Source organism: Xanthomonas sp. NCPPB 2586 (genome assembly GCF_041475775.2).
Classification (GTDB): Bacteria; Pseudomonadota; Gammaproteobacteria; order Xanthomonadales; family Xanthomonadaceae; genus Xanthomonas; species Xanthomonas campestris.
Genome location: NZ_CM192981.1, coordinates 896,305 through 913,737, shown reverse-complemented (window position 1 = coordinate 913,737; position 17,433 = coordinate 896,305). Strand labels below are relative to the sequence as shown.

The following is a 17,433-nucleotide window of genomic DNA, read 5'->3' as shown; positions in this document are numbered from 1 at the left end:
GCCAGAAGACCGGGCAGGTCGCCCGGCACAGCCAGTCTGCGACGCGATGCGCGACCAGGACAGATTCAGATACGCTAAAAACAGACCAATACAGATGCGGGCGCCGCACCCATGCTGCTTTACGAATCGCTGGCCACACAGCTGCGGCACCAGATCGAGCGCGGCACCCTGCGCGCCGGCGAACGCCTGCCCTCGATCCGCCAGCTGGCCGCCAGCCACGGCATCAGCCCCGCCACCGCCGTGCAGGCCTGCCTGCAACTGGAACGCGAGGGCCGCGTCCAGGCGCGGCCACGTTCCGGCTATTTCGTGCGCGCCGCTGCCGCGCCACTGCCGGCCGCCACGCCCACGCCGCGCCGTCGCGCGCCGGGCGTCATCGCCAATCCCGCCCTGCAGGGCGTGTTCGACCTGCTCGCACGTACCGACCTGGTGCCGCTGCACCTGGCGACGCCTGCGCCCGCGCTACTACCCGGCGCACAGCTGGCCGCAGCGATATCGCGCCAGCTACGCCGCCAGCGCACTGCGGCACTGGACTATGCACCTCCACAGGGCCACGCCGCGCTGCGTCGGCAGATCGCGCTGCGGTATGCGCAATGCGGCACCAACGTGGACGCAGACGAAGTGGTGATCACCGCTGGCGCGATGGAGGCAATCAGCCTGGCGTTACGCACCATCACCACGCCAGGCGATGTGGTGGTGGTGGAGACGCCCACCTACCACGGCATCCTGCAAGCGGTCGCCGCGCTGCGCCTGAAGGTACTGGAAGTTCCCAACCGCGCAGGGCAAGGCATTGACGCTGCGCATCTGGATGCACTGCTGCAACGCACGCCGGCACGCGCCGCGATCCTGGTGCCCAACTTCAACAATCCGCTGGGCAGCCTCACCCCCGATCACGCCAAGCGCGCCGTAGTAGACAGTTGCGCACGGCATGGCACGGTGGTGATCGAAGACGATATCTACGGGGAGCTGGCCTGGTCTGGTCAGCGCCCACGCCCGCTGCGGCAGTTCGACACGCACGCCAACGTCATCACCTGTGGTTCGTTTTCCAAAGTGTTGTCACCTGGCCTGCGGGTGGGCTGGCTGCTCGGTGGGCCGTGGACCGACGCGCTGGTGCGCGCCAAGTATTTCTCCACCGTCGGCAACGCGAGCCTGCCGCAGCTGGCCCTGGCCGATTACCTGGCGCAACACGATCTGGAGCGGCATCTGCGCAAGCTGCGCCGCACGCTGGCCGACAACGGTCAACGCCTGCGCGATGCGATCGTGCGGCACTGGCCATCCGGCACGCGCATCGGCGAGCCAGCAGGTGGATTGTCGCTGTGGCTGCAGTTGCCCGATGGCGGCAGCGGCCAGACGCTGTTCGAAGCCGCGCTGGCCAAGGGCATCGGCACCTCACCCGGGCAGGTGTATTCCAGCCGCGGCGACTACGCCGACCATCTGCGCCTGACCTGCGGCCAGCCATGGAGCGAAGCACTGGACCGCGCCATGCGGCAGCTGGGGAGGCTGGCTGCGCAACGCCCGCGTTGAATGGCGGGCGCACGCGGTGTTGCCAGAAATCCGGCAAGCGCCTGACCTGTTCGCAGGTACTGCGCGTCGATGGTTGGGATGCGGTCTAAATCATCCGCAGTCGTGATGCGATGTGCGGCGGGAAGCAAAAGCTAAGGGCTCGCAGGGCGACAACACTGCGCCATTGCCACCGCGTTTAGCAATGGCGCCTTACCGCATCCGCGCGCGCGACACGGCAACCACTACGACACCAAGCACGCCGGCACTGCCTCACTGAGAGCAGCGATCAAAACAACGACGCAACTGCCAGGCGGGAGCTGCGGCCAGTGCTCGGATCGGCATGTACCCGTACCTTCCGATTCCTCCGCACCGTCCGCACCCACCTGACGATTGCTTGCTGCGTCTGTTAGCCGCTTTTAGCTTTTCAGCGCGCGCGCATGATGGGCAATATGCTCGCCGATGAAGCTGGCGATGAAGTAATAGCTGTGGTCGTAGCCGGGCTGCAGCCGCACCGTGACCGGATAGCCCGCAGTCTTGGCGGCGTCTTCAAATAGCTTCGTTTTCAGCTGGTTTTCCAGGAATTCATCGGCATCGCCCTGGTCGATCAGCAGCGGCAGGCGCTCGGCTGCCTGTGCGATCAGTGCTGTGGCGTCGTATGCCTTCCATGCCGCGCGATCGTCGCCCAGGTACTGGCCGAAGGCCTTCTCGCCCCACGGCACCTGGCTCGGTGCGACGATCGGTGAAAACGCCGACACGCTGCGATAGCGGCCTGGATTCTTCAAGGCAATGGTCAGCGCGCCGTGCCCGCCCATCGAGTGACCGCTGATGGCGCGTGCGCCGGTGGTGGCGAAGCTGGCCTCGATCAATGCCGGCAGTTCGTTCACCACGTAATCGTACATGCGGTAATGCGCGGCCCATGGCTGCTCGGTGGCATCCACGTAGAAGCCGGCGCCCTTGCCGATGTCGTAGCCCTCGGCATCGGCGACATCGTCACCGCGCGGGCTGGTATCCGGGGCCACCAGGATCACGCCGTGTTCGGCGGCATAGCGCTGAGCGCCGGCCTTGCTGATGAAGTTCTGCTCGGTGCAGGTCAACCCGCTCAGCCAGTACAGCACTGGCAGGGGGCCGTCGGCTGCCTGCGGTGGCAGATACACGCCCACCTGCATGGCGCAGCCCAGGCTCGTGGAGTGGTGCCGGTAAACGTCTTGCCAGCCGCCGAAGCAGGCACGGTGTTCGATACGTTCCATGGGATTCCTTGCGAAGAGAAAATCCTGCGGCCGGGATCACCGGCCGCAGGATCGGACCATCAGTGCAACAAGCCCTTGTGACGCGCCACGTTGGTCGACAGCGCATCCATCAGCGCCGGCGACAGGCAGTCGTACGGCGACAGGCCCAGTTCGGTGAGACGCGCACGCACGCCATCCATCTGGTCCGGCGGCGTGCCGGTTTCGATGATCGACGAGACGAACGCGGCAAAGCCCGGCGGCGACCATCCCGACTGCTGCGACAGCTCGGTATGGATGAAGTCCAGACCATAGAACGCATGGTCCTTGTTCTCGATCCGGCCATACAGATGCACGCCACAACCGGTGCAGGCATGACGCTGGATCGTCGCGCTTTCGTCGACGATCTTGAGCTTCTCCGGATGCGCGGTCACGGTGACCTTGTCGCGTGGCGCAACCGCCACCACCGAGAACTTGGCACCTTTCGGCTTCCAGCATTTGCTGCAGCCGCAGGCGTGGTTGTGCGCGCTCTGCGATGCCACGTCCACGGTCACCTTGTCGCTGGCACACAGGCATTGCAGGGTGCCCCCTGCAAAACCTTCGGTACTGCCATGCACAACACCACCATCTACTGCAGGGTGAATCGACACGTTAGCCATCATGCCCCTCCCGGTTACGGGTCCCACGTGCGCGGAAGCGGCCGCGCGCCGCTCCTGGCCGTCCGGTCAGAAATGAATCACGGTGCGGATCGACTTGCCTTCATGCATCAGGTCGAAGGCTTCGTTGATCTGTTCCAGCGGCATGGTGTGGGTGATGAACGGATCCAGATCGATCTCGCCCTTCATCGACTGCTCCACCATGCCCGGCAATTGAGTACGTCCCTTGACGCCGCCGAAGGCCGAGCCGCGCCACACGCGGCCGGTCACCAGCTGGAACGGGCGGGTGCTGATTTCCTGGCCGGCACCGGCCACGCCGATGATGACGCTCTCGCCCCAGCCCTTGTGGCAGCACTCCAGCGCCGAACGCATCACGTTGACGTTGCCGATGCATTCGAAGCTGAAATCCACGCCGCCTTCGGTCAATTCGACGATCACTTCCTGGATCGGCTTGTCGTAATCCTTCGGGTTGATGCAATCGGTGGCGCCCATGCTGCGCGCCAGGTCGAACTTGCCCGGGTTGGTGTCGATGGCCAGGATGCGCCCGGCCTTGGCCTGCACCGCGCCCTGGATCACCGCAAGACCAATACCGCCCAGCCCGAACACGGCCACGCTCTCACCTGGCTTGACCTTGGCGGTGTTGTGCACGGCACCGATGCCGGTGGTGACGCCGCAGCCCAGCAGGCAGACTTTTTCCAGCGGCGCTTCCGGGTTCACCACGGCCAGCGAGATCTCCGGCACCACGGTGTATTCGCTGAAGGTGCTGCAGCCCATGTAGTGGAAGATCGGCTCGCCGTTGTAGGAGAAGCGCGTGGTGCCATCGGGCATCAAGCCCTTGCCTTGGGTTGCGCGCACGGCCTGGCACAGGTTGGTCTTGCCGGACAGACAGAACTTGCACTTGCGGCATTCGGCCGTGTACAGCGGGATGACGTGATCGCCCACTTTGACGCTGGTCACACCTTCGCCAATCTGCTCGACGATGCCGCCACCTTCGTGCCCGAGCACCGACGGAAAAATGCCTTCCGGGTCATCCCCTGACAGCGTGAACGCGTCGGTGTGGCAGACGCCGGTGTGGGTGATGCGGACCAGCACTTCGCCGGCCTGCGGCGGTGCCACGTCGATCTCGACGATTTCCAGCGGCTTGCCGGGTCCGAATGCAACTGCTGCACGGGATTTCATGGATGAGTGCTCCTGACGAGGATGTTCGAGGACGGGCGCGGCGCATGCCGACCCGGTGGGAGTTCATTTGAGATAGGACCGGACCAGGCCAAGCAATTCCTGCAACCGTTCGGCGCGTTGCGCATCGGACGCGGCGGCATGCCCGAAGTCTTCACGGATATGCGCCTCCAGTACCTGCGACATCAGCCCGTTGACGGCCCCCCGGATCGCGGCGATCTGCTGCAGGACTGGCGCGCAGTCTGCGCCTATTTCCAGCGCGCGCTCAAGTGCATCGCACTGCCCACGCAGCCGACGCACACGCGCTAGCGCTCGCTTTTTCTCCTGTGGCGAATGCGGCATGCATGGTCCCGCTCCGGATACTGGGGGGTAGTATATGGATCGAAGACAAAAAAGCCATGACCGCCGCATGACAGACGATGCAGTGCGCCGACTTCTAGCTTCTTTCTTCGCAGCGTGGGCACACGTCGCGCCCCAGCACCACAACTCCCCTGCGATGGCATATGCAGTGGGCTGCGAACATTCGGCAAGCTGCGCTGCAGCAACACGTTATGGTGTAACAGACGCTCTCTGCGTCTGTGCAAACTGCCGGCAGCTGCTGCGAAAACGCGCAAGACTCGGCGAGAGAAACTTGTCGCGATGCGTGATCAGAAAGAAGCGACGCGACATCGGCGGGAGCACGCCGGTGATGGCCTTCAACGTCCCGGCAGCCAAGGACGCCTCCACCACCCAACGCGACAGACAACTCACGCCCAGGCCGTGCATCACCATGTGCTTGATCGCTTCGGAGCTGCCGATCTGGCGTGCATCGGCCAACTGATGCAGATGCCGCAGCAGTCGTTGCTCCACCTCCTCACGCGTGCCAGAACCCGGTTCGCGCAACAGCCACGCAGCGGCGCGCAGATCCTTGCGGGTGACGTTTGCCTGCTTTGCAAGCGGGTGCTGGCTGCCAATCACGATGAGCAGTTCGTCGGACAACCAGGGCTCGACGTGCAACTCGGGCACGTGGCACGGGCCTTCGATCAGCCCCATCTCCAGCTCGAAATTGGCGACCTTCGCAGCGATGGCCGTGCTGTTGCCGGCTTCCATTTCCACGCGCAGATGCGCAGCGGTTGTATGCAGCTCGCGCAACACCAGCGGCAGCACATAATTGCCGATGGTGGTGCTGCAGCCCACCTTCAGACGTGTCGACAAACTGGCGCTGCCGGGATGGAAACCGGCTTCGATCTGCTGCGCGTTGTCGAGCATCCTGCGCGCGTGCGGCAGCAATGCGCGGCCGCTGTCATTCAACAGCAAGCGTTTGCCGACCCGATCGAACAGCCGGGTGCTCAAGCCACTTTCCAGTTCATTGAGCGAGGCGCTGGTGGCCGACTGCGACAACGCCACCTGCGCCGCCGCTGCGGTGGTGGAGCCACACTCGGCAACCGCACAAAAGATCTGGAGCTGCCGCAGGCTGAGTTTCATCGTTAGCGATTTATTGGATTACGTCAACCAATATTACGCGCTTTACTGCTAGATCCAGCTGCCTAGACTCACTCACTTCTTCAGCCGACACCGCTGTGACCCAAATGCGCATGCCCACCTCCCCGATCTGCCCTGCAATCGCCTGGCCGCTATACGCGCTGCCCAGTCCGGGCGAAGCGATCCGCCAGTTCACACCAAACTGGTTCGCGGTGACGATGGGCACCGGCATCCTGTCGCTGGTGCTGGGCCAGCTCCCCTGGCCCGTGCCTGGCGCCGCGCTGCTCGGCGCTGGCCTGTGGCTCTGCAATATCGGGTTGTTTGTGGTGTTCAGCGCGTTGTATCTCGCTCGCTGGGCGCTGTATCCGCACGAAGCCCGACGCATCCTGGCCCACCCGACCGCCTCGATGTTTCTGGGCACTATCCCGATGGGCCTGGCGACGCTCATCAACGGCCTGCTGCTCTATGGCCTGCCGCGCTGGGGCGCTGCCGTCATTCCCGTGGCGACTGCGTTGTGGTGGATGGACGCGGCCATGGCGCTGGCCTGCGGCGTGCTGGTGCCCTACCTGATGTTTACCCGCCAGCAGCACCGCATGGAACAGATGACCGCATTGTGGCTGCTGCCAGTGGTGGCTGCGGAAGTCGCCGCGGCCAGTGCTGGCGCGCTTGCCCCGCATCTGGCCGATGCCGGCAGCCGCTTCGGCATGCTGGTTGCCGGGTACGTGCTGTGGGCGTACTCGGTGCCGGTGGCGATGGGCATCCTGGTGATCCTGTGGCTGCGTATGGCGCTACATCAGTTGCCGCAGGCCAGCATGGCCGCTTCGAGTTGGCTGGCGCTGGGGCCGATCGGCACTGGCGCGTTGGGCATGCTGGTATTTGCCGGCGACGCGCCGGCACTGTTCGCCGCACATGGCATGGGCACCATCGGCCAGGCAGCGGCGGGATGTGGCCTGATCGCCGGCCTGTTGCTGTGGGGGCTGGGGCTGTGGTGGCTGGCGCTGGCCATCCTCATCACGGCCCGCTATTTCGCAGATAACGTGCCGTTCAATCTGGGCTGGTGGGGATTCACGTTCCCGCTCGGGGTTTATGCGTTGGCGACACTGAAGCTCGGCGCCGCGCTGCAAATGCAGGTCTTCGATGTACTCGGCAGCGTATTGCTCCTGCTGCTATGCGTGACCTGGACGATCGTGGCGGCACGCACTGCGGTAGGCGCGTATCGGGGCACGTTGTTCGTTGCGCCCTGCCTTGTCGAATCCAGCGAGCATGCACCTGCACGCTGAAGTACAGGTTGCATGTCTGACAGATGTGCTTCGCGCTGCCGGATGAGCACGCATGCGTCTTCGGCTACTCCGCGGCGGCGTCCAGATCCGGTGGTGGTGGATCTGATGGGTCATCGAACCAATCGGCATCAGGCGCATCCGATGCATCCGGTGGCGGTGGTAGCGGGACATCCATGTCGTGAACCGCCAGGCAGCGTGCGAGCGCTGCCGGATCCACGGGAATGTCTTCCGCGCCATCGTGCAAGACGGGTGGCTGGTGCGGTGGCTGCAGGCACTCGCGCAGGAACCCTCGCTCCATCGCAGACGGCGGCTGCCCGCGGCGCACATGCACCGGGGGAGATGGCGGTGGGCCCGGTGGCGCGCCGCACCGGCTTGCACAGCCTCCGAGGGTCAGCATTGCAAGCATGGTGCTCACGGTAGCAATGGTCGGGCGCGTCTGCCCCATGTTTTGATCTCCCTTGTGTACGGCAAACGCAGCGCGCGGCGTGTGGCAGAGCGACGTTCGCCCCGCGGCCAGGAGATCCTTGCAGGCACGTTTTGCACAGGTGTGTTGTGCGCTGGCGCCGCATGGCATGCCGTGCCGGGCGCGTACAAACGTGAGGAAACAAGCGAAACGACGACAAACAGGCTTCGTGCACCAGCATTGCGCCAGCGCGATCCAACGCCTGGCTAGAGCAGGCCCGCGCGCGCGATCACACACCGTGTATCAGCACCGCGCGACAAACCGTACGATCAGCGCATCACCAATCAGCTCTTCGCGGCCACCGGCACCACGTCGGCCACTGCCTCGGTCGGCATCGCCACCGCGGCCATGACCGCAGCGCGGAAGCGCCCCGCAAAAACCGCGTCGTTGGCCAGATAGCACGCCCGCGCAGCGGCCGAGAGGCGCTCCAGCTCTGCGGGCGGCAGCGCCAGCGCGGCTTGCACTGCCTGCGCAATGCCTGCCGCATCCACATAGTGATAGCTCGCCAGCCGACGCTGGCGCACTGTCGCCACCGGAATCAGCAGGCCGTGCTCGGGGCGGACCAATTCGTTCATCGGCTCGCCATCGGTGGCCAGGGTGATCGCACCCACGCTCAAGGCCTCCATCAGGTAATGCCCGAAGCCTTCGGCCTCCGATGGACAGATATGGAACTGGTGGGCGTTCTGCAGGCGGCGCAGCGCTGCATCGTCGAGATACCCGACGCGGTGATCGATGTTGGCCGCCACCACCTGCTTGCCCGCCGTGCGCGGGTTCTGCACCACCGTCAGCAGCGGCCATTCGGGATGCTGCTGCCAGGTTTCCAGCAGCACGCGGGTGCCCTTGGCGGTGCTACGCCCGGCCAGGTGGAAGAAGGCACGCTGACGGAACACCTCCGGATCATGGCGATCGGGGCTGGTGAAGCCGATGTACTGCGTGCGGCAGCCCAACTCGCGGAAGATCCGCTCGGCATGGTGGGTCTTGCACAACACCGCCGTGAACCGCGGCAGCAATGGCAACCACTTGGGCAGCAACCATTCCGGGTTGGGAACCAGCAGATTGGCGTGCCCCAACGGCAGGCAGCGCGCATACACGCGCTCGGAAAAGATCTGTACCGGCACCTTGCCCAACAGCGCGCGCCGTCCCCAGAGGCGCAACTCACGCCCGGTGTCGTGCAGGCGCTGGCTGGTGAAACCCACTTCCTGCACCTGCGCCCCGCCGGCACGCAGCGTCTGTGCCATCAACACCATGTCGCGGGTCAGGCCCACGCCATTGTCACGGCTGATCACCCGCATCATCGGCAACACCACGTCATGCACCTGCTCGACCTTGTCGGCGGGCAGTGTCGGTGCAGCGGATTTTGGTGGGATGTCCCGGTCTGTCATGCTGCGTCACACGTGTGCCAATGGTTGACAAATTCAATCATTATGATGCGTGCTCCCGTCCTGCACCTTGCGAGCACCATGTTTCCGGTAGCCACCCCGCGCAGCCCGACCGTTGCGCCTCCGACGATGACCTCCATGGACATGCAACAACCCTGCGTTCTTGTGGTCGACGACGACCCCGACCTGCGCAAGCTGATCGGCGAGTTCCTGAGCGCCCACGGCTACCAGGTGGATGTGGCCGAGAATGTCGCCGAAATGCGCAAGCGCATCACACAACGGCGTCCGGACCTCATCGTACTCGACGTGATGATGCCGGGAGAAGACGGGCTGAGTGCGGCGCGTTCGCTGGCCAGCGAACGCGGCTCGCCTGCGGTGATCATGCTGAGCGCGCTGGGCAATGATACAGACCGCATCATCGGGCTGGAGGTTGGCGCCGACGATTACCTGGCCAAACCCTGCAACCCGCGCGAGCTGCTGGCGCGGGTGCGCGCCCTGCTGCGCCGCAGCCAGGTCACCAGCGACCAGGCCGAGCCGCGCGGCAATGTCTACGAGTTCGCCGGTTGGCGGCTGGACGTGGTGCGGCGCGACCTGCGCGACCCCACCGGTATCTTCATCAACCTCTCCGACGGCGAATTCGCCCTGCTGCGCACCTTCGTGGAGCATCCGCAACGCGTGCTGAGCCGCGACCAACTGCTCGACTACGCGCGCGGCCGCGATACCGACGTCTATGACCGCGCCATCGACAGCCAGATCAGCCGGCTGCGCCGCAAGATCAACGAACGCGTGCACACCGAGCTGATTCGCACCGTGCGCAACGAGGGCTACATGCTGCTGCCGAGCGTCGCGCGTCTGTGAGTGAACCGGCACGCCGCGGGCTGTCGATCTTTGCCCGCACCTTCGTCCTGCTGGCGGTGGCCCTGGTCACCGCACAGGCGGTCGGCATCGCCCTGCTGGTGATGCGCACCCCCGTCTACGAGCCGCCGGTGCATCCGCCGGAGGTCGTGGCCCTGCTGTCCACCCGCATGCCGGCCGGCACCCAGACGCTCAAGGTGCACGAGGCCCGCCAGGCGCCCACGCCACCGCCTGGCCAGGTCCGCGACGGCTTCGCCGAAATGCTTCTGGCGCATTGGCTGGATGTGGACAGCGCGCGCGTGCGCTTCTATCGCAGTGCCGATGACGGCGAGGCGCCACGGCTCCTGCCGAGCGAGGGCACATCGAACCGGACATCGGCCCAGACCAGCGCGGCTAGCGCGGGCAGCGAGCAACTCCCAGCCGGGGCACCGCCATTCGGCAAGGACTGGCCACGCCCCAGCCCCGAGGGCGCGCCCTTCGGCAACGGGCTGCGGCCTGACGACCCGCGCGGTGATTGGGAAAGCGAACGCCTGACCCCGGGCGTGCCGCTGCTGGACGGCTTCACCGCCGCGCTGCAACAGCCCGACGGCCGCTGGCGCACCGTGGAATCGCCGCGGCGTCGCCTCTCGGCCGAGTTCAAGACCCACGTGGTGCTGCTGTTCCTGGCCGGCCTGCTGGCCAACGTGCCGCTGGCGTGGTGGTTCTCGCGTGCGCTGTCGGCGCCGATCAAGCGCTTTGCCGAAGCCGCCGACCGCCTGGGCCGCAATCCCGACGCGGCGGCCCTGCAACGTAGCGGCCCGCCGGAGATCGTGCGCGCGGCCGATTCGTTCAACGCCATGCAGGCACGCCTGAACCGGCTGATCAACGAGCGCACCCACATGGTGGCGGCGATCGCGCACGACCTGCGCACCCCGCTGGCGCGGCTGTCGTTCCGCCTGGACGACCTGCAAGCGCCGCTGCGCGACAAGGCGCTGGCTGACATCGACGAGATGAAGGCGATGATTTCTGCGGCGCTGGATTTCATCCAGAACGACCGCCATCGCGGCGAGCGCGCCCCGCTGGACCTGCGCCTGCTGGTGGAGAGCGTGGTCGACAATACGGTGGACACCGGCGCCGATGCCGAACTGCTGCCAGGCCCGGCGATCACCCTGGACGGCGACCCGCTGGCGTTGCGGCGCGCGGTGATGAATCTGCTGGAAAACGCGCTGAAATACGGCCGGCGCGCGCGCCTGCAGCTGCATCGCGAAGGCGAGGACGGCGTGCTGTGGATCGACGACGACGGCCCGGGCATCGACCCCAGCCAGCGTGAACAACTGCTGCTGCCGTTCGTGCGCGGCGAATCCTCGCGCAACCGCGACACCGGCGGAATCGGGCTGGGGCTGTCGGTGGCGCACAGCATCGTGCTGGCGCATGGCGGCGCACTGCGGCTGGACAATCGCGACGGTGGCGGGCTGCGGGTGACCGTGCGCCTGCCGTGCATGCCGGAACGGCGCTGACGGCGACGCAGGCAGGCCTGCGCCGCACGGCTCACTGACTCAGTACGCGAACTCGCGGAACACCGGGTCGATATCACCCTTCCAGGCACCGTGATACAGCGCCAGCTTGCGCTCTGCAGCAGTGACGCCGGTTTCGGCAATCTCGGCGATCACATCGAGAAAGCCGGTCTCGTCCTGGCCATCGCGGTTCAGGCGGGCACGTCGGCGCAGGCCTTCGCGGGCGATGTTGACCGCCTCCAGCGCCAGATCGCGCACCACGCCGTTGCGGAACGGCAGGCCCAGCGCCTGCTTGGGGACGCCGTCGCGCAATGCGTGGCGCTCGGCCAGCGTGAAGTCCTTGACCAGGTCCCAGGCCGCATCCAGCGCAGTCTGGTCGTACAGCAGCCCCACCCAGAACGCAGGCAGCGCGCACAGGCGATTCCACGGCCCGGCGTCGGCGCCGCGCATTTCCAGGTACTTCTTCAAGCGCACTTCGGGAAACGCGGTGGTCATGTGGTCGGACCAATCGCGCAGCGTCGGCAGTGCGCCCGGCAGCACCGGCAGCTTGCCCTGCATGAAATCGCGGAAGCTCTGCCCGCTGGCATCGTGGTAGACGCCATCGCGGTAGGAGAAATACATCGGCACATCGAGCAGGTAATCCACGTAACGCTCGTAGCCGAACCCGTCGTCGAACACGAAATCCAGCATGCCGGTGCGATCGGCATCGGTGTCGGTCCAGATGTGCGAGCGGTAGCTGAGGTAGCCGTTCGGCTTGCCTTCGGTGAACGGCGAATCGGCGAACAGCGCAGTGGCGATCGGCTGCAGCGCCAGCGAGACGCGGAACTTTTTCACCATGTCCGCTTCGGTGGCGTAATCCAGGTTGACCTGCACCGTGCAGGTGCGCGTCATCATGTCCAGGCCGAGCGAGCCGACCTTGGGCATGTAGCTTTTCATGATCTGGTAGCGGCCCTTGGGCATCCACGGCATCTCGTCGCGGCGCCACTTGGGCTGGAAGCCCATGCCCAGGAAGCCCAGCTGCAGCTCGCCGGCCACTTCGGCCACTTCGCTCAGGTGGGTGCCGGTTTCCACGCAGGTGTGGTGCAGCGTTTCCACCGCCGCGCCGGACAACTCGAACTGCCCGGCCGGTTCCAGCGTGACCGAGGCGCCATCGCGCAGCAGCGCAATGGTGCGGCCGTTTTCCTGCACCTGCTCCCAGCCGAAGCGGGTCATGCCGACCAGCAACGCCTCGATGCCGCGCTCGCCATCGAAGGTGGGCGGGCGCAGGTCATCCAGCCGGAAGCCGAACTTCTCGTGTTCGGTACCGATCCGCCAATCCGCACCGGGCTTCTCGCCGGAGGCGAGCACCTGGATCAGCTCTGCGCGTTCGGTGATCGGCGTTTCGGCAACGTGGCTGGGACTCGACAAGGGCACGCTCGCAGGCGAAAGGGGGTGGGACGATGTGGGGATCGCCCCCTGCCACCGCAAGGCCCGCACTATAACCGCAGGGCGTGCCCGGATTGGCGACATGGACGGGGCATGAGATTTCCACTCACAGGCGCTCGGCGCTGCGGTGGAGGATGGGCACGGGAGGCCGGTGGCGCAGAAGGGCTGTTTGAGGGCCGGCCGATGTCGTCCGCTGCCGAGACAGCAGCCGCTGAACGCGTTGACTTGCGCATTGCAGGAGGGCAGGCCGGGCATCCGTGGCGGTTCGTTTCAACCGCTGAGCACGTCCACCGAAGCCAAGCGCCGCGTATGCGCGCATTGCATGTGCTGCACCTGCGCAAAACGCTGGCGCCGCACCACCTTCAAGCAACCGCACCAACCAGCAACTGCGCACAGACCACCAGGGCAGGCCAGCCGATCACCGCACTGCCGATGAGCCTGGCAATCCAGACGCGCAGCCACGCTGCGCGTAGGGGGCTATGCGTCTGCAGGCGGTTCGACGTCCAGGCCCAGCCAGCCGCCGACGATGCCGCGCAGTTCGTCCACGCCCTGGCGCGATTCGCCCGAGTAGGTCTGCACGGTCACGCTGTCGCCGAAACGCGAGCTCACTTCCTTCTTGACCTTCTGCAGGGTCTGCATCTGCTGGCCACGGCCGAGCTTGTCGGCCTTGGTCAGCAGGCCGTGCGCCGGCAGGCCGCGTTCGGCGGCGTAGCCCAGCATCTGCAGGTCGTAATCCTTGAGCGGGTGGCGGATGTCCATCACCACCACCAGGCCGCGCAGCGCTTCGCGGGTGCGGAAATAGCGGTCGATGAAGGCCTGCCAGTGCGCCTGCAGGTCCTGCGGCACCTTGGCGTAGCCGTAGCCGGGCAGATCCACCAGATAGCGCTCGGGCTGGATCTGGAAGAACACCAGCTGCTGGGTGCGGCCGGGCGTCTTGGACACGCGGGCCAGGGAATTTTGACGGGTCAACGCATTGAGTGCGCTGGATTTTCCGGCGTTGGAGCGGCCGGCGAAGGCGACCTCGTAGCCGCCATCGTCCGGCAATTGCCGAGCGTTATGGGCGGACAGGTGGTAGCGGGCTTGTTCGATAAGGAGCGACATCCCCCTAGGATCGCACGTTCGGCGGCCCAGGCGATTTTGCTGCACTGTTCGTTGACCCTGGCGCGAAGGCGTGTCGATAATCGGGGACGCCTGCCACAGCCAGCAACTTCACGCGCGCGGGCCGGGTCCATACGGAGCTTTAGCTGATGCGCCATGCTCGTGTGCTTGTCCTTGCCGCCATTGCCGTGCCGGTCGTTGCCGCGGTGGCGTTTGCCCAGTCGGCGGTCACGCCGATCCCCGATCCGCCGCCCATCCGCGTTGCGCCGCTGGAGGTCGACCTGTCCAAGACCACCTGGGGCGATGCCAAGGCCGGCCAGGCCAAGGCCGCTGCCTGCGCGGCCTGTCACGGGCCGGACGGCAACCCGGCGGTGCCGATGTATCCGCGCATCGCCGGCCAGACCGAGCGCTACGTGGCGCACCAGGTGGCGCTGATCGCCAGCGGTGAGCGCAATACCGGCATGTCGGCGGTGATGGTGCCCTTCGTCAAGGACCTCACCGCGCAGGACATGCGCGATCTGGGCGCCTACTTCGCCACGCAGAAATCCGCCGCCGGCGTCGCCGACGATGCGGTGATCAGCGAGGGCCCCTACCAGGGCATGAAGTTCTACGAGGCCGGCGAGAAGCTCTACCGCGGCGGCGACATCGCCCGCGGCGTGCCGGCCTGCATGGCCTGCCATGGGCCCTCCGGCAGCGGCAACCCGGGGCCGGCCTACCCGCGCCTGGGCGGCCAGCACGCCGAGTACGTGGCGCGCCGCCTCAAGGAATACCAGGCCGGCACGACCCAGGAGCGCAATCCGGCGCTGTTCAATATCATGGCGCAGGTGGCCAAGCCGCTGAGCGAGCAGGAGATCCAGGCGCTGGCCAGCTATCTGCAAGGCCTGCACGACCGCGCCGACGATGCCGCGGCCGCGCAACTGCCCGCCGGGACGCCCGCACGCTCATGAGGTGAGTGCCGCGGCGGTCCACCCGCTTCGCAACGCCGGTCTTCGGGCCGGCGTTGTCGTTTCACCGCGTCGTATCACCGCAATCCATCCCCCTCGGAGCCCGCATGAACCTGTTTTCCCGTCTGTCGCTGCTGTTGTTGATCCTGCTGCCGCTGGCCGCCTGTGCCGCGGACAAGAAGGCCCCGCCGGTGGAAGGCGAGGACTATGTGCTGATCGACGGCGGCCAGCCGTATGCGCCCCTGGCGGGCAAGGTCGAAGTGGCGGAAGTGTTCGGCTACACCTGCCCGCACTGCGCCCACTTCGAGCCGACGCTGGAAGCGTGGACCGCCAAGCAGCCGGCCTATGTGCGGGTCACGCCGGTACCGGCGGCCTTTGGCGGCTTCTGGGATGCGTTCGCGCGTGCCTACTTCGCCGCCGACACGCTGGGCGTGGCCAAGCGCAGCCACCGCGCCATGTTCGACGCCATCCACGAAAAGCACACCGTGCCCACCCAGAACGTGGCCCCGGAAGAGCTGGCGGCCTTCTACGTCGCCTACGGCGTGCCGCAGCAGCGCTTCATCGACACGCTCAAGAGCGCGGCGGTGGAAGACAAGGTCAAGGCCGCGCGCGAATTTGCAACGCGCGCCAAGATCCCCGGCACGCCGGCCCTGGTGGTCAACGGCCGCTATCTGATCACCGCGCGTGACTACACCGACATGCTGCGCGTAGCCGATTATCTGATTGCCCGCGAGCACGCCGCGCCGGCCGCGCGCTGAGCCGCATAACCGCCATCACGCACGGCCCGTGGCATCATGCGCCCCGCGGCCACTGCGGCCTCCCCTTCCGCCCCACGCTGGAGATCCAATCCGATGAAGACCCGCTTCGCCCTGACGCTGATGGCGCTGCTGCCGATCCTGGTCGCCTGCAAGGCCCAGGACGGTTCGTCCGACACCGCCCCGGCGCCTGCCCCGGCTGCCGAGACCGCCACCGCGCCTGCGGCCACCCCGGCCACTGATGCCGCTGCCCCGCCTGCCGTGGGCGAGAGCGCCAACGCGCCGGCCACCGACACCGCCGCTGCGCCGCCAGCGCCGGCACCGCGCGCGCCGAACGGCCCCGAGCCGGTCGCCGGCACCGATTACCTGGATATCGAAGGTGGCCAGCCGTACCAGCAGGCCGCCGGCAAGATCGAAGTGGCGGAAGTGTTCGGCTACGTCTGCCCGGCCTGCAACGCGTTCCAGCCGCTGATCGGGCCATGGAAAGCCGGACTGCCGTCGGATGTGCATTTCGTCTACGTGCCGGCGATGTTCGGCGGCCCGTGGGATGACTACGCGCGCGCCTTCTACGCCGCAGAAACGCTGGGCGTGCAGGAAAAGACCCACGACGCGCTGTACAAGGCGATCCATGTCGACCAGAGCCTGAAGGGCGAGCGCGGCAAGGATTCGGTGCAGGACATCGCCGGTTTCTATGCCAAGTACGGTGTGGATTCGAAGACCTTCATCGACACCATGAGCAGCTTCGGCGTGTCGGCCAAGACCAACCGCGCCAAGCAGTTCGCAACCCGCAGCAAGATCACCGGCACCCCGTCGCTGATCGTCAACGGCAAGTACCTGGTCAAGGGCCAGAGCTTCCCGGACATGCTGCGCATCGCCGATCACCTGATCGCGCGCGAACGCGCCACGCTGGCCAAGTGACCCGAGCGATCGCCACGTCGTGAACGCTTCGGACTCGCGCACCCTGCGGGTGCTGACCGCCAATATCCAGGCCGGCTCCAGCACCCGCCGCTACAGTGACTACGTGACCCGCAGCTGGTCGCATGCGCTGCCGCTGGGCAGCAAGCGCACCAGCCTGGACAGCATTGCCAAGCTGGCCGGCGAGCGCGACATCGTGGGTCTGCAGGAAAGCGACCCCGGCAGCCTGCGCTCGGGCTTCACCAACCAGACCCACTACCTGGCCGAGCGCGCCGGCTTCAACTACTGGAGCCACCAGCCCAACCGCCGCATGGGCGGGGTGGCGTCCAGCGCCAACGGCCTGCTCAGCAAGCTGGAACCGCTGGAAGTCCAGGACCATGCCCTGCCCGGCCGCATCGGCGGGCGCGGCATCCTGCTGGCCAAGTTCGGGCAAGGCCGCGAAGGCCTGGCGGTGGCCGTAGCGCATCTGTCGCTGGGCGCTAATTCGCGCATGGCGCAGCTGGCCTTCATTGCCGAATTATTGTCCGACCATCCGAATGTGATGCTGATGGGCGACTTCAATTGCGTTGCCGATCGGCCGGAAATGCAGGCCTTGTATCGGCACACCCGGCTGCAACCACCGAGCTGCGTGGTGCACACGTTCCCGAGCTGGCGCCCCGACCGTGCGATCGATCACATTCTGGTCAGCGACAGCCTGGTGATCGAACACACCGAAGCGATTCCTGCGGCGTTCTCCGACCACCTTGCAGTGGGCATGGATCTGCGCGTTCCGCTGCAATTGCTGCGTTAAACCCGCAGTAGAACGCCAGT

General features: G+C 66.4%; 15 protein-coding genes, 1 other RNA gene and 2 pseudogenes. 10 read left to right on the top strand and 8 right to left on the bottom strand.

Features of this window, described 5'->3' with window-relative positions; all coding sequences use genetic code 11:
• Positions 1-111: 111 nt before the first annotated feature.
• Both ACCQ09_RS03915 and ACCQ09_RS03910 read left to right on the top strand, forming a co-directional pair.
• Positions 112-1,521, top strand: a complete 1,410-nt coding sequence (locus ACCQ09_RS03915) for an aminotransferase-like domain-containing protein (protein ID WP_014508938.1) — start codon at positions 112-114, stop codon at positions 1,519-1,521.
• A gap of 319 nt (positions 1,522-1,840) precedes the next feature.
• Positions 1,841-1,912: non-coding RNA, sX9 sRNA (locus tag ACCQ09_RS03910), on the top strand.
• Positions 1,913-1,916: 4 nt separating this feature from the next.
• Here ACCQ09_RS03910 and fghA read toward each other — a convergent pair.
• The 5 genes from fghA to ACCQ09_RS03885 form a co-directional block, all read right to left on the bottom strand.
• Positions 1,917-2,747 (bottom strand): S-formylglutathione hydrolase, encoded by an 831-nt coding sequence (gene fghA / locus ACCQ09_RS03905; RefSeq protein WP_014508939.1) that lies wholly within the window; start codon positions 2,745-2,747, stop codon positions 1,917-1,919.
• Between the two features lie 59 nt (positions 2,748-2,806).
• Positions 2,807-3,382, bottom strand: a complete 576-nt coding sequence (gene gfa, locus ACCQ09_RS03900) for an S-(hydroxymethyl)glutathione synthase (RefSeq protein ID WP_043922210.1) — start codon at positions 3,380-3,382, stop codon at positions 2,807-2,809.
• A gap of 66 nt (positions 3,383-3,448) precedes the next feature.
• On the bottom strand, positions 3,449-4,558 hold the full coding sequence (locus ACCQ09_RS03895; protein ID WP_014508941.1) for an S-(hydroxymethyl)glutathione dehydrogenase/class III alcohol dehydrogenase: 1,110 nt from the start codon (positions 4,556-4,558) through the stop codon (positions 3,449-3,451).
• A 63-nt stretch (positions 4,559-4,621) separates the two neighbouring features.
• The gene (locus ACCQ09_RS03890) at positions 4,622-4,897 is read right to left on the bottom strand and encodes a metal/formaldehyde-sensitive transcriptional repressor (RefSeq protein WP_228427777.1); all 276 of its coding nucleotides are present in this window, start codon (positions 4,895-4,897) and stop codon (positions 4,622-4,624) included.
• Positions 4,898-5,104: 207 nt separating this feature from the next.
• On the bottom strand, positions 5,105-6,019 hold the full coding sequence (locus ACCQ09_RS03885; protein ID WP_228427779.1) for a LysR family transcriptional regulator: 915 nt from the start codon (positions 6,017-6,019) through the stop codon (positions 5,105-5,107).
• 110 nt (positions 6,020-6,129) lie between these two features.
• Here ACCQ09_RS03885 and ACCQ09_RS03880 point away from each other — a divergent pair, with 110 nt between their 5' ends.
• A complete protein-coding gene (locus ACCQ09_RS03880; protein ID WP_228427781.1) occupies positions 6,130-7,296 on the top strand; it encodes a TDT family transporter in 1,167 nt (388 codons plus the stop codon).
• Positions 7,297-8,043: 747 nt separating this feature from the next.
• Here the strand turns inward: ACCQ09_RS03880 and ACCQ09_RS03875 are convergent.
• Positions 8,044-9,141, bottom strand: a complete 1,098-nt coding sequence (locus tag ACCQ09_RS03875) for a glycosyltransferase (protein WP_011038491.1) — start codon at positions 9,139-9,141, stop codon at positions 8,044-8,046.
• Positions 9,142-9,276: 135 nt separating this feature from the next.
• Here ACCQ09_RS03875 and ACCQ09_RS03870 point away from each other — a divergent pair, with 135 nt between their 5' ends.
• From ACCQ09_RS03870 to ACCQ09_RS03860, 3 genes and pseudogenes are all read left to right on the top strand, one after another.
• Positions 9,277-9,996, top strand: a complete 720-nt coding sequence (locus ACCQ09_RS03870) for a response regulator (protein WP_011038492.1) — start codon at positions 9,277-9,279, stop codon at positions 9,994-9,996.
• A pseudogene (locus ACCQ09_RS03865) lies at positions 9,993-10,332 on the top strand (two-component sensor histidine kinase); the annotation flags it as partial. The gene ACCQ09_RS03870 and the pseudogene ACCQ09_RS03865, both read left to right, overlap by 4 nt.
• 86 nt (positions 10,333-10,418) lie before the next feature.
• A pseudogene (locus ACCQ09_RS03860) lies at positions 10,419-11,489 on the top strand (ATP-binding protein); the annotation flags it as partial.
• Between the two features lie 39 nt (positions 11,490-11,528).
• Here ACCQ09_RS03860 and ACCQ09_RS03855 read toward each other — a convergent pair.
• Both ACCQ09_RS03855 and yihA read right to left on the bottom strand, forming a co-directional pair.
• Complete coding sequence (locus ACCQ09_RS03855; protein WP_011038494.1) at positions 11,529-12,893, bottom strand: glutamate--cysteine ligase; 1,365 nt, start codon at positions 12,891-12,893, stop codon at positions 11,529-11,531.
• Between the two features lie 495 nt (positions 12,894-13,388).
• Positions 13,389-14,012 carry a ribosome biogenesis GTP-binding protein YihA/YsxC gene (gene yihA / locus ACCQ09_RS03850; RefSeq protein WP_011038495.1) on the bottom strand — a complete coding sequence of 208 codons (624 nt, stop codon included), beginning with the start codon at positions 14,010-14,012 and terminating at the stop codon, positions 13,389-13,391.
• A 146-nt stretch (positions 14,013-14,158) separates the two neighbouring features.
• Here yihA and ACCQ09_RS03845 point away from each other — a divergent pair, with 146 nt between their 5' ends.
• From ACCQ09_RS03845 to ACCQ09_RS03830, 4 genes are all read left to right on the top strand, one after another.
• On the top strand, positions 14,159-14,956 hold the full coding sequence (locus ACCQ09_RS03845; RefSeq protein ID WP_012437398.1) for a c-type cytochrome: 798 nt from the start codon (positions 14,159-14,161) through the stop codon (positions 14,954-14,956).
• 104 nt (positions 14,957-15,060) lie between these two features.
• Positions 15,061-15,711, top strand: a complete 651-nt coding sequence (locus ACCQ09_RS03840) for a thiol:disulfide interchange protein DsbA/DsbL (protein WP_011038497.1) — start codon at positions 15,061-15,063, stop codon at positions 15,709-15,711.
• 93 nt (positions 15,712-15,804) lie between these two features.
• A complete protein-coding gene (locus ACCQ09_RS03835; protein ID WP_011038498.1) occupies positions 15,805-16,626 on the top strand; it encodes a thiol:disulfide interchange protein DsbA/DsbL in 822 nt (273 codons plus the stop codon).
• A 49-nt stretch (positions 16,627-16,675) separates the two neighbouring features.
• Positions 16,676-17,413, top strand: coding sequence for an endonuclease/exonuclease/phosphatase family protein (locus ACCQ09_RS03830; protein ID WP_011038499.1), 738 nt, complete (start codon positions 16,676-16,678; stop codon positions 17,411-17,413).
• Positions 17,414-17,433: the final 20 nt, after the last annotated feature.